We start from the raw sequence: 13,362 nt of genomic DNA, 5'->3' as shown, positions 1-13,362 counted from the left end.
CCAACAAAAAAACCTAGTCTCCCGCAAATGATTTGAATGGTTTGTTTCATTTCTCTTTCCCCCCACTATAACAAAATATTTTTTATAGTGTCAAATAGCCGGAATTTTAACACAGCTTCAACATATACGTCAATCAAAAAAATATAAACATGTGAAAGGCAGCAAAAATTCTAACGTTTGACAGATGGATTAAGGAGTTCCTATAATAAACCATAACCAAGTGAATAGAATTTTCTGACTCCCCCTCATCAGAGAACAGAGGTGAATACTATTGTCTAATGAAATCAAGGATTTTCAAGAACAGGTTTCCACCCTACTGATTAGACATCGGAGTATTTTAGATGTCATGTCTAAACTGCAAGAGTCTGGTGCCCGGACAAATCGAGCCTTGACGAAAGCGGTAACTGATTGTGGATGCGTGGAGATTGCTGCCTTAAAGCAAGCGTTTGATCCTGCAAGTTCTTTACACGAAAACCAACCTCATCTAGACACACATTTTTCTGGACAGCTTTGTGAGCATTGTCGTGATATCGTAACGGCTGAACTTGGGAAAAATTTGTTTTACTTAGCTGCACTATGCAATGTCACTGATATTTCCTTATCCAAAGTACTCCAAGTTGAATCAGATCGGCTCCATACATTAGGAGTTTTTAATCTCTCCTAGCATCGATTTGTTCTGTTCTCTCTATACTACGGATGAACCCACAAGAAAGTTGCAACCCCCCGTTTAACTTAAACGGGGGGTTGTTTTTTCGATCATATCGTTATAGAGAATGCTTTTTTTCTTCTTGTGATTCTCTTTTTCTTACTTTGCGAATAAAATATTCAACGTTTTTTTTTATCCCATACAAAGCATATAGTGCAAGAGGCACAAATACCAGTTTGGAAATTTGATTTGGGAACATTACTGCAATAATAGTCACGCCAACAATAATAATCGGAGCAATCCAGTATGCTGATTTAGGAATCCCTACTTTTTTGAAGTTTGGGTATTTTACGCGCGATACCATTAAGTAAGCTAACATCAACATTCCAAGTGCCAAGATCGTTGTTGGAAATACTTCATGAAATAACGCTAAGGTTGCTAGTACTCCACCAGCGGCTGTAATTGGCAAGCCGATAAAGTAACCAGGAACACCCGCTTGTACATTAAAACGTGCCAGACGACAAGCTCCACAAATCGGGAACAGAGCAGTAATAATGATTCCTACTACACTAATTTCTTGTAAAGCAACTACATACATAATAAAAGCGGGTGCTACCCCAAAAGATATAACGTCTGATAATGAGTCCAGTTCTTTTCCAAATTCACTTTGAGCGTTTAACATACGTGCTACACGTCCATCCAAACCGTCTAACAGCATACCGACGATTACTGTAATGGCTGCGAAGTCAACATAATCGTTAAATGCCAAGATCATTGCTACTATACCTAAAAATAGGTTGCCTAGAGTGAGCATGTTCGGCAATGCTTTCACAATCATAGTCTACCTCCGTTAATTATCATCCCACGATATTCTATCCCTATATCTTTTTCCTGACAATAAGAGTAGAAAAAGGGGGTAATTTATACCTGTTGACTTTTTTAAAAAAACCGTCGCATAATCCCTCATACTAATAGAACTAAATGTGCCTGTCAATGAACACTTGTTCTTGGATCCTTCGAAGTCCATCCTTAATCGTACGTGCCCTGATCTCACCAATTCCCTCTACATCATCCAATTCCTCAATAGTAGCCATCATGATTAGGTGCAGATAACCAAAGTGGCAGATGAGATTGCAAATGACAGTGGAAGGAAGTCTAGATATTTTACTAAGTAAGCGATATCCCCGTGTCATTACTGCCTCATCCGATAGCTTATTTATATTTATATACCCAAGTAGGCGAAGAAAGACGCTTGGATCCAATAATTCTTCAGGACTGAGCTTACTCATCTCGTTCAAGATTCGCTTGGTATCCACCTTATCATCTTTAGCATAGTCCAAAATGAGCAGTTCCGCCTCTTCTTCTACGTTGGCAACCAGCTCTTCCAACTGCATGCTAATTAATCGGCCTTCTGTCCCTAATTCCAGGATATATTTTTTCATCTCTAACTTTATACGGATGACCATCTCAATCCGTTGCAAAACGGATACAATTTCATGAACAGTGACCAATTGTTCAAATTCTAAAGCACTTAAGTTAGTGAGCCCCTGTTCTAATACCATCTTATATCTTTCCAAAGTTTGAAGTGCTTGATTCGTTTTTGCAAAAATAACACTGATATCTTTAATAACGTAGCGCTGGGCCCCTTGAAATAAAGTAATTACGTTGCGTCTTTGGGAAATAGCTATGACTAAATGATTAGTTAGTCGTGCTGTTCGGTCAGCCGTTCGATGTCTTGTTCCTGTTTCATTAGAAGCAACAGCTCCACTCGGCAGTAGCTGTGTGTTGGCATATAAAATCCGCTTAGCGTCCTCGCTGACTATAATAGCGCCATCCATTTTAGCCAATTCATATAAATGTGCAGGAGTAAATTCGCAATCAATAAAAAAACCACCGTCAATGATGTTTTTCATTTGTGTACTACATCCCACAACAATTAAAGCACCTGTTTTGGCGTGTAAAACGTTTTCTAGTCCTTCACGAAAAGGCGTACCTGGAGCGACAAAACGCAAAGCATCCAACATCAAATATAGCTACCCCCTTAGTGCATACTGCAACGCTTCATCTACATTCGTCACACCAATTACCTCAATGCCAGCAGGCTTTTCTAAACCTCGCATGCTTCTTTCTGGAATAATGACACGCTTAAAGCCCAATTTTTCTGCTTCACGTATGCGTTGCTCAATACGAGAAACACCCCTCACTTCACCTGTTAAACCAATCTCTCCGATCACTACATCATATGGGTTTGTAGCATGATCTCGGAAACTGCTAGCAATGCTCACCGCAATAGCTAAATCTATAGCAGGCTCATCAAGACGCACGCCACCAGCTACATTCACATAAGCATCTTGATTTTGTAGCATCAAACCTACACGTTTTTCAAGGACTGCCATGATCATAGCAATCCGCTGATGATCTACTCCTGTTGCCATTCGACGTGGGGTAGCAAAGCTAGTTGGCGAAACTAAAGCCTGTAGTTCAACCAGAACAGGACGGGTTCCCTCCATACTAGCTACTACTGTTGATCCAGCTACACCAATTGGCCGTTCCGCTAAGAATAGCTCAGAAGGATTTTCTACTTCGGCTAGCCCCTTTTCTTTCATCTCAAAAATACCCATCTCATTTGTAGACCCAAATCGGTTCTTAACGGCCCGTAAAATTCGGAAGGTATTATGTCGATCCCCTTCAAAGTAAAGAACGGCATCAACCATGTGCTCTAGCATTCGCGGTCCAGCGATTGCCCCTTCTTTTGTAACATGTCCGACTATAAAGATAGCAATACCTTTACTTTTTGCTATTCGCATGAGATGGCTGGTACATTCTCGGACCTGAGCCACGCTACCTGCTGCAGATGTGACGGCAGGGTGAAAAATGGTTTGGATTGAGTCGATAATAACCACATCAGGATCGACAAACGTTATCTGCTCCTCCACCTGCTCCAAGTCAGTCTCAGTCACCACAAGCAGATTTGATGTTTGTACACCAAGACGATCTGCCCGCATTTTGATTTGTTTAACAGACTCCTCACCGGAAATATACAACACTTTATTATTTTGATGCGCAAGAGCAAAAGAGGTTTGGAGAAGTAAAGTAGACTTACCGATCCCTGGGTCTCCCCCAACGAGCACCATCGACCCCAAAACCAGACCGCCGCCTAATACACGATTTAATTCACCTAATGTGGTATCTAATCGGGGCTCCTCATCACTTATTACATCTGTGATAGGCTGTGCTTTTTGTTTGGTGGACATCCCACGATCTCTGCCGCCTACTTGTTTGCGTTCTAATTCTTCAACCAGTGTGTTCCAATTATTACACCCAGGGCATTTCCCCATCCATTTTGGACTTTCATACCCACAATCCTGACAAACAAATTTTGTTTTTACTTTTGACATATAACATACTCCCGTATCTATAAATTCATTATACTGTTGTTCGTGCAACTACTGTTAAATCCTGCTAATAAAAAGTAATTTTACATCACCTTACATTTATGCTAGCTGTATAAAAAATATCCCCGAATCATCTTCGGGGATATGTGCTACTTCCTTCTTAAATTATACCATGTTTTGCTTCAAGACTTGATTATTTTGTTATCTCTACTTGTTCCAAGCGTTTTACCGTTAATTTGCCTTCTTCGGCATCAATATGAACGGTATCTCCCTTAGTGATGTTGCCTTTAAGCAATTCCTCAGACAAGCGGTCTTCAATGTTTCGCTGGATAGCCCGACGTAGTGGTCGTGCGCCATATGCGGGATCAAAGCCCTCTTTAGCAAGGATTTTCTTAGCCTCTTCAGTTAGATTAAATTCAATCTCTTGTTCCATTAAACGTTTACGCAAGTCGTCTGTCATCAGTGTAACGATTTTTTCGATATGCTCCTGCTCTAAAGAGTGGAACACAATAATCTCGTCGATCCGATTCAAGAACTCAGGACGGAAGCTACGTTTTAGTTCATCCATCACTTTATCTTTCATATCTTGATATTTCTTTTCGGAATCATTAGTAGTAAAACCAAGTGAGCTATTTTTCTTAATCATACTAGCACCCACATTGGATGTCATGATGACTACCGTATTACGGAAATCGACTGTACGTCCTTTGGAGTCAGTTAATCGGCCATCATCAAGCACTTGTAATAAAATATTAAACACATCTGGATGCGCTTTTTCGATCTCATCCAACAAAATGACAGAGTATGGTTTACGACGAACCTTTTCCGTCAATTGACCACCTTCATCATAGCCTACATATCCTGGGGGCGCTCCGACCAGACGAGCTGTAGTGTGCTTCTCCATATACTCAGACATATCTACACGGATCATGGCATCTTCATCACCGAAAAGGGTTTCAGCTACGGCACGGGCCAATTCTGTTTTACCTACCCCTGTTGGACCTAAGAAAATGAAAGAACCAATCGGGCGTTTTGGATCCTTTAATCCAGCACGAGCGCGGCGTACTGCACGGGAAACAGATTTTACAGCCTCATCCTGCCCAATAACTCGACCGTGTAAGATATCTTCCATTTTTAACAGACGTTCGGTTTCTTCTTCTTTCAATTTTAAAACAGGAATACCGGTCCAGCTCGCTACCACATGAGCAATATCTTCCGGAGTAACTTCCATGTTTAATTTTCCTTGGCGTTCTTTCCAATCCTTCTTGGTGGAATCGAGTTCTTCGCGTAGCTTTTGTTCCTGATCTCTCAAAGCCGCAGCTTCCTCAAATTCCTGAGATTGAACTGCCGCATCCTTTTCTTTGCGAACTTCTTCTAAACGAACTTCTAACTCTTTTAGGTTAGGTGGCACTGTAAAAGATTGCAGACGAACTTTAGAAGCAGCCTCGTCAATCAAATCAATCGCTTTATCTGGTAAAAAGCGATCAGCTATATATCGATCTGACAATTTTACCGCTTGATCGATTGCTTCGTCTGTAATTTTTACACGGTGATGAGCCTCATAACGATCACGTAAGCCACTCAAAATTTTAATAGCATCTTCTGGAGTCGGTTCATCTACTTGAATCGGTTGGAAGCGGCGTTCCAGCGCTGCATCCTTTTCAATGTATTTTCGATATTCATCCAACGTGGTAGCACCTACGCACTGTAATTCACCACGGGCTAGAGCCGGTTTCAGGATATTGGATGCATCAATCGCTCCCTCAGCTCCACCTGCACCAATCAGTGTATGCAATTCATCAATGAACAGAATGATGTTGCCTGCTTGACGAATTTCATCCATGATTTTTTTCAGCCGATCCTCAAATTCACCACGGTATTTCGTACCTGCCACCACTGTACCCATATCTAAAGTCATGACGCGTTTATCACGCAACGTTTCTGGAATTTCATTATTAACAATTTTTTGAGCAAGACCTTCTGCTATTGCAGTCTTACCAACACCTGGTTCACCAATTAGTACAGGGTTATTTTTGGTTCGTCGACTTAATACCTGAATGACACGTTCAATTTCTTTTTGACGACCAATAACCGGATCAAGTGAGCCTTCCTTAGCAATGGCAGTCAAATCTCGTGCTAATCCATCTAAAGTAGGCGTATTTGCAGAAGCGTTGCTACCAGATGGTTGATGGGATGACATCATTTCTGAGCTACCCAATAGTTGCAATACCTGTTGACGTGCCTTATTTAGGCTAACACCTAGATTGTTCATAATACGTGCAGCAATTCCTTCGCCTTCGCGGATCAGACCTAACAAAATATGTTCAGTTCCCACGTACGTATGGCCCAATTTACGCGCTTCATCCATAGATAGCTCAATTACTTTTTTAGCTCGTGGAGTGTAATTTGGCGTATAGTTTGGCGTGTTTGCCGGTTGTTCAGGAGCACGACCGATTAAAGATTCCACTTCACTTTGAATTTTATCAAGACCGAGACCGAGAGCTTGAAGTGCTTTTGCAGCAATCCCTTCTCCCTCACGGATCAGACCTAAAAGAACATGTTCAGTACCAATATCTTTGTGGCCTAAACGAACTGCCTCTTCCAATGCTAAAGCTAATACTTTTTGTGCACGCTCTGTAAAACGTCCAAACATCATAGTATAAGCACCTCCATTACTCTTCTCTTATGAATTGCATTTTAGACGTTCCCTGATAACATGAGCTCTACGCTCATCACGTTGTTCAGCAGTTAGCTTCTGCCCAGCATCATATTGTAAAAAACCGGGTTGTGTGCTTACTAACAGCTCATTAACAACAAATGGACTACATGCTTGTAAATAACCCAAATCTATGCCTAAACGTACATCAGATAAGCGTTGAGCCGCTTCTTTTGATTCTACAGTCCTTGCATGAGTCAAAATTCCATAAGAACGGAAAATCCTATCTTCAATAGATATGCGACTATGCTCTTGCAAATACTGACGTGCTTCACGCTCCTGTTCAATAATCTGACTAGCAACGCTATATAGATTTGAAATAATATCTGCTTCTGACATACCAAGTGTCACTTGATTGGAAAGCTGAAAGAGATTTCCAACAGCTTCACTTCCTTCTCCATACAAACCGCGTACAACCAAACCGACTTGAGTAATAGCTTGCAAAATACGATTGATTTGTTGTGTCATCACCAGTGCCGGTAAATGTAACATGACGGAAGCACGTATACCAGTACCTACGTTAGTAGGGCAACTAGTTAAATATCCTCGCTTTTCGTCAAATGCATAATTGACCTGTTTCTCGAAGATGTCATCCATCTTGCTTCCTTTTTCCCAAGCTTCCCGCAATTGAAAGCCAGGTAAGAAAACCTGAATGCGAAGATGATCTTCCTCATTTACCAATACGCTGATCGATTCATCCTCACTTAGAATAACAGCTCCTTTTCTTGACTCCTCCGCCAAGTTAGGGCTAATGAGATGTTTTTCTACCAGCACCCTCTTTTCAAGGGGCTTCATCTCTTCCATGCAGAGTAATTCAAAGGTACCTTTCTTCTTCATAGAAGGAGAATCAATTACTTCCATTACTTTTTGTACAACCTCTTCTGCTTGTGAGTCAGTAGCTAGGAGTGGAAATGGATGTTGGCGTAGATTCCTGGCAATACGCAACCGCGTACTAATAACAATATCAGAGTCAGGACCCTCACCTTTCATCCAATTACTCCATGGATGCTGGGTAAAACGCTGTAGGGACATACTTGATGTTCACCTCCACCATTTATTCACTTGGATTGTTCAATCTTTTTTTCCAGTGCACGAATACGGTCTCTAATTTCTGCTGCCTTTTCAAATTCCTCTGTTGCAATATGTTGTTGCAAAGCAATTTTTAGTTGTTGTAAATCTTTTTTTATTTTTAACTGACCACCTGTACGTTCAGGAACTTTCCCCATATGCTGGGTATTTCCATGAATTCTCCTGAAAAGTGGGTCTAGCTTGGTTCCGAAATGGTTATAACAATCACTACAACCAAAGCGGCCACTCTTGCTAAACTGCGAATAGGTTAACCCGCATGTTTCGCAACGCGTAGGAGGAGAAGTCGTATTTTGGCTAACCTGCTGACTATTGATACCTTTATTCATCGGATCAAAATTTAATAGACCAGCCAATAGATTATTAAGACCAAAATTACCAAGGCCTGAGAAATACTCACCTTTATCTTTGGCACATTGCTCGCAAATATGGGTCTCAGACTTTTCACCATTTACGATTTTGGTAAGATGCAAGGTAGCGGGGCGTTTTCCGCACTCTTCACAATTCATAATAAGAATCCTCCTTACAAGTCAATCGGTACAATCAGACTTCAGGGTTAATTCCATTTCGGCAAAGCGTAAACTTTATGTTATTAGTATTGTGGTAATCATATGCTTTAAAATATTGGCTCTCAATTGATCCCGCAAAGGTGTACTCACCATTAGAACCTGCCTCGAGGTAGCTACCTTCATTAAAGCTGCTTCTCTTAGACTGATCCATCTTTCCTCCACTAAACGATCAATGATAGAATAACCAAATGATTGAGTCACACTATCTCCAATCAATTCCTCTGTCAAAAGCTCTTGTAATGTATCCTTACACAAAATCTGTGCCTTGCGAATCCGGATAAAGCCTCCACCGCCACGCTTACTTTCAACCATATATCCTTTTTCAATAGAGAAACGTGTGTTAATGACATAATTGATTTGGGACGGTACACATTGAAACTTTTCGGCAATATCACTCCGCTGAATTTCAATAGCTCCATTCGGACTCTCCTGAAGTATACTCTTTAAGTGCTGCTCAATGATGTCCGATATATTTCGCAAAGTGTCGCCTCCTTGCCTAAGATTATGCTCGTAACTAGTGGCCATAAAAAATTGATTTTTTAGTTTGTTAATTTGACTTTGACTATCTTTGACTTTTATTATAATTACTTTTTTCTTTACTTTCAACCCTTATTTGCCTTCCTCCTTTATTTTGGTCAAAAAAGGTCTATTTCAATCTAACATCAATCAAAAAAACCACCTTAGTAAAAAGGTGGTTGGTTCTTAGTTGTTATTTAGTTTGATAGAATGATACCTGTTGAAGTAATTCTGCATAGCTTTTAATGACCACGTCTGCATTTTTCAACTCACCTGAATCAGCAAAGCCGAAATCACAGCCTATTGTCCATAAATGATTTTCTTTACCTGCTTCTACATCAGATTTACGATCTCCCACCATAATTGCCTCTTTAATATCGTATGTTTGTAAAAGCAAGGCAACTAGGTCTACTTTTGATTTAGTTTGGAAACGTCCAGCTGAGTACAGATCAGTAAAAAGATGCGTAATCTTAAAGTGTTCACAAATCGCTTCTACATAACCATCCATTGCATTTGATGCAACAAAAAGGGCACTACCTTTTTTGTGTAGCGCAGTTAGTTGTTCTACCACTCCCGGGTACAACGAAACAACACCTTCGGCCAACAATTTCTCTTCATGCTGAGCCAATAACTCAGTAGCAATTTGTCTAGTCTTTTCATCAGCTTCCGGTAACATTACATCCCATATCTCATCTAGAACCATACCCAAGGTACCGGTAATAGCACGATCATTAGGAAGCTCGCCATTCCATAGTTGGCGATCTTTTAGGTCTTGAAAGGTGCGTCTAAAGCCTGGAACAGCCATAGACTCTGTTTGCAATAAGGTACCATCCATGTCAAAAATAACGGCATGTTGCATGCTCACTCTACCACCTCAATGTCGTGTTGTTGAATGATTGTAACTCGATCTTGATGTAAACTTCGCATCTACTGCATATTTTGTTTGATGAATGTAGCGATATCATACGCAGCAAACGGACGAGCAATCATTTCAGCTTGATGTCGCATTGCATTAAATTTTTGTTCATCTAAAAGCACATGCTCAATTGAGTATATCAAATCTCGACTCTCTGTTGCGTGAACAGCACAGCCATTGTTTAACAAAAAGTGACTATTTCGTTCTTCCTGACCTGGCAATGGATTAAAAATAACCATAGGAACACGTTTACTCAATACCTCAGCAGTTGTTAGCCCACCTGATTTTGTCACAATGGCATCAGCTACTTCTAGATATTCATGGAAGTTCTCCACATACTTTAAAGCCACTACATCATGAGAATACGAACGGTTTGTGATGCTTCTATACAATTTATCATTTAAACCTGTTAACACAAAAATCTTTAATGGAATATGTAGTTCGTCTAGGCCTTGTAGCACTTTATCCATGGGTCCTAATCCTAATCCTCCACCGGACAATATTAGTACCTTTTGTTCGGGCTTAATTTCAAATTTAGTACGAAGCTCTTGCTTACTAACTTCTTCTCTAAATTTGCGCATGATCGGAATACCCATTGGCATAAATTTTTGATGATTTTCATGATAAAGATCAACTAGGTAAAAAAGCTGTTCACTAGCAATAAAATAATGATCAATATGATGATTTACCCAAGACGGGTGGATCGTGTAATCAGTTATTACCGTATAAATTGGTTCGGTCCACTGATTACGTCCCTTTAATACAGAGAGCATACAGCTGGCAAATGGATGTGTAGCAATAAAACCATCTGGTTCCACACTATTAATCAATTTTTTTAAATTATTCGCAAGCAGTTTATTGACAAAAACATTCATATCAAAAAGTCTGGTTTTCTCTGTATTATGATAGATTTTACCCCAAACACTTGGAGAGAGCTTTAATATATTCGTATAGCTTTCCAATAGAATTTTATGGAAGGTTGGACTTATATATTCAAGGGTGTCAATTACCATAGAAGCATAACCAAGCTCGCTTAACTCTTCCTGAATCGCACGAGCAGCCTGATTATGACCGTTGCCAATGGAGGCGGAAAAGATGAGTATCTTTTTCATTTCGACTCTCCTTTGCTGTCTATTCCAACATCAGTTCATTTGCACCCAATTCTTTTTACATACTAGCATGTCTTACATTTTTTGCAAGTCCATGAATCACTGTCTCTGTATTGGAGTAGGAAGATGTGGAAGGCTTTATTCATGTAGACAAAGTTTATTTAGCCTGATTTGACTCTTATCCTTAGCATATCATACCATTTCTTATAACCTACATCATATCTTCATGTGCATATATGTACTAACGTTCTCTTATTTAATACGATTTAACACTGCGATAAGATACACTATGATTCAATCTAAATAATCTTTTCATAAAACGAAAAATCTCTCAACAATAATCTGTTGAGAGTATCTATTCATGATCTTTATTCCCTGAAAACTGGATAATGAAAGTCAGCATAAAGGCAATGTGGATAAGTCCTCGACCGATTAGTATTCGTCAGCTCCATGCATTACTGCACTTCCACACCGAACCTATCAACCTCATCGTCTATGAGGGGTCTTACTAGCTTGCGCTATGGGAAGTCTCATCTTGAAGGGGGCTTCACGCTTAGATGCTTTCAGCGCTTATCCCGTCCGCACATAGCTACCCAGCTGTGCCACTGGCGTGACAACTGGTGCACCAGGGGTGCGTCCATCCCGGTCCTCTCGTACTAAGGACAGCTCTCCTCAAACTTCCTACGCCCGCGACAGATAGGGACCGAACTGTCTCACGACGTTCTGAACCCAGCTCGCGTACCGCTTTAATGGGCGAACAGCCCAACCCTTGGGACCTACTTCAGCCCCAGGATGCGATGAGCCGACATCGAGGTGCCAAACCTCCCCGTCGATGTGGACTCTTGGGGGAGATAAGCCTGTTATCCCCAGGGTAGCTTTTATCCGTTGAGCGATGGCCCTTCCATGCGGAACCACCGGATCACTAAGCCCGACTTTCGTCCCTGCTCGACTTGTAGGTCTCGCAGTCAAGCTCCCTTGTGCCTTTACACTCTACGAATGATTTCCGACCATTCTGAGGGAACCTTTGGGCGCCTCCGTTACTCTTTAGGAGGCGACCGCCCCAGTCAAACTGCCCACCTGGCATGGTCCTTCCACCCGATAAGGGCGGCAAGTTAGAAACTCCGTACATCAAGGGTGGTATCCCAACGACAGCTCCACGAAGGCTGGCGCCCTCGCTTCACAGCTTCCCACCTATTCTGTACATGATGCACAAAGTTTCAATACCAGGCTACAGTAAAGCTCCATGGGGTCTTTCCGTCTTGTCGCGGGTAACCTGCATCTTCACAGGTATTATGATTTCACCGGGTCTCTTGCCGAGACAGCGCCCAAGTCGTTACGCCTTTCGTGCGGGTCGGAACTTACCCGACAAGGAATTTCGCTACCTTAGGACCGTTATAGTTACGGCCGCCGTTTACTGGGGCTTCGGTTCAAAGCTTCGCTTGCGCTAACCCATCCCCTTAACCTTCCAGCACCGGGCAGGCGTCAGCCCCTATACTTCGCCTTGCGGCTTCGCAGAGACCTGTGTTTTTGCTAAACAGTCGCTTGGGCCTTTTCACTGCGGCCTCCTCGGGCTATAAACCCTACCGAGGCGCCCCTTCTCCCGAAGTTACGGGGCCATTTTGCCGAGTTCCTTAGCAAGAGTTATCCCGCGCACCTTAGGATTCTCTCCTCGCCTACCTGTGTCGGTTTGCGGTACGGGCACCTTGTTCCTCGCTAGACGCTTTTCTTGGCAGTGTGAAATCAGGGACTTCGGTACTATAATTTCCCTCGCCATCACAGCTTGTGCTTACTGGTGTGCGGATTTGCCTACACACCACACTTACTGCTTAGACGGCCATCCAATAGGCCGCTCACCCTATCCTCCTGCGTCACGCCATTGCTCAAACGGAACAGAGGTGGTACTGGAATATCAACCAGTTGTCCATCGCCTACGCCTTTCGGCCTCAGCTTAGGTCCCGACTAACCCTGGGAGGACGAGCCTTCCCCAGGAAACCTTAGGCTTTCGGTGGACAAGATTCTCACTTGTCTTTTCGCTACTTACACCGGCATTCTCACTTCCAAGCGCTCCACCGCTCCTTACGATACGGCTTCACTGCTGCTTGGAACGCTCCCCTACCCAGTCCATAAGGACTGCCATAGCTTCGGCGGTATGTTTAGCCCCGTTACATTTTCCGCGCAGAGTCACTCGACCAGTGAGCTATTACGCACTCTTTAAATGGTGGCTGCTTCTAAGCCAACATCCTGGTTGTCTGGGCAACTCCACATCGTTTCCCACTTAACATACACTTGGGGGCCTTAGCTGATGGTCTGGGCTGTTTCCCTTTTGACGATGGATCTTAGCACTCACCGTCTGACTCCCGGATATAAGTACTTGGCATTCGGAGTTTGACTGAATTCGGTAACCCGATG

Annotated in this window: 10 protein-coding genes and 1 rRNA gene (1 of these 11 only partly in view); 1 reads left to right on the top strand and 10 read right to left on the bottom strand. The window is 42.2% G+C overall.

What is annotated here, in order from left to right; all coding sequences use genetic code 11:
- Positions 1-271 precede the first annotated feature (271 nt).
- On the top strand, positions 272-664 hold the full coding sequence (locus tag EEL30_06890) for a DUF1573 domain-containing protein (GenBank protein QDX92116.1): 393 nt from the start codon (positions 272-274) through the stop codon (positions 662-664).
- A 100-nt stretch (positions 665-764) separates the two neighbouring features.
- On the opposite strand, the gene pssA is transcribed toward EEL30_06890, so the two are convergent.
- From pssA to EEL30_06840, 10 genes are all read right to left on the bottom strand, one after another.
- Complete coding sequence (gene pssA / locus EEL30_06885; GenBank protein ID QDX92115.1) at positions 765-1,484, bottom strand: CDP-diacylglycerol--serine O-phosphatidyltransferase; 720 nt, start codon at positions 1,482-1,484, stop codon at positions 765-767.
- A gap of 139 nt (positions 1,485-1,623) precedes the next feature.
- A complete protein-coding gene (gene disA, locus EEL30_06880; protein QDX92114.1) occupies positions 1,624-2,670 on the bottom strand; it encodes a DNA integrity scanning protein DisA in 1,047 nt (348 codons plus the stop codon).
- 9 nt (positions 2,671-2,679) lie between these two features.
- Positions 2,680-4,044: a DNA repair protein RadA gene (gene radA / locus EEL30_06875; protein QDX92113.1), complete on the bottom strand. Its 1,365-nt coding sequence runs from the start codon at positions 4,042-4,044 to the stop codon at positions 2,680-2,682.
- Positions 4,045-4,234: 190 nt separating this feature from the next.
- Positions 4,235-6,697 carry an ATP-dependent Clp protease ATP-binding subunit gene (locus EEL30_06870; GenBank protein QDX92112.1) on the bottom strand — a complete coding sequence of 821 codons (2,463 nt, stop codon included), beginning with the start codon at positions 6,695-6,697 and terminating at the stop codon, positions 4,235-4,237.
- A gap of 27 nt (positions 6,698-6,724) precedes the next feature.
- Positions 6,725-7,789 carry a protein arginine kinase gene (locus EEL30_06865; protein QDX92111.1) on the bottom strand — a complete coding sequence of 355 codons (1,065 nt, stop codon included), beginning with the start codon at positions 7,787-7,789 and terminating at the stop codon, positions 6,725-6,727.
- 26 nt (positions 7,790-7,815) lie between these two features.
- Entirely contained in the window at positions 7,816-8,352 is a 537-nt protein-coding gene (locus EEL30_06860; GenBank protein ID QDX92110.1) for a hypothetical protein, read from the bottom strand.
- 75 nt (positions 8,353-8,427) lie between these two features.
- Positions 8,428-8,892: a CtsR family transcriptional regulator gene (locus EEL30_06855; protein QDX95693.1), complete on the bottom strand. Its 465-nt coding sequence runs from the start codon at positions 8,890-8,892 to the stop codon at positions 8,428-8,430.
- 229 nt (positions 8,893-9,121) lie between these two features.
- Positions 9,122-9,793: an HAD family hydrolase gene (locus EEL30_06850; protein QDX92109.1), complete on the bottom strand. Its 672-nt coding sequence runs from the start codon at positions 9,791-9,793 to the stop codon at positions 9,122-9,124.
- Between the two features lie 62 nt (positions 9,794-9,855).
- Positions 9,856-10,956, bottom strand: coding sequence for a UDP-N-acetylglucosamine--LPS N-acetylglucosamine transferase (locus EEL30_06845; GenBank protein QDX92108.1), 1,101 nt, complete (start codon positions 10,954-10,956; stop codon positions 9,856-9,858).
- A gap of 408 nt (positions 10,957-11,364) precedes the next feature.
- Positions 11,365-13,362: ribosomal RNA gene (locus tag EEL30_06840) — 23S ribosomal RNA — on the bottom strand; it runs 935 nt beyond the window's last position.

It is taken from the genome of Brevibacillus laterosporus (assembly GCA_007833815.1).
GTDB classification, from domain to species: Bacteria; Bacillota; Bacilli; order Brevibacillales; family Brevibacillaceae; genus Brevibacillus_B; species Brevibacillus_B laterosporus_D.
The sequence above is the reverse complement of the archived record's forward strand: the minus strand, read 5'-3'. Positions and strand labels throughout refer to the sequence as shown.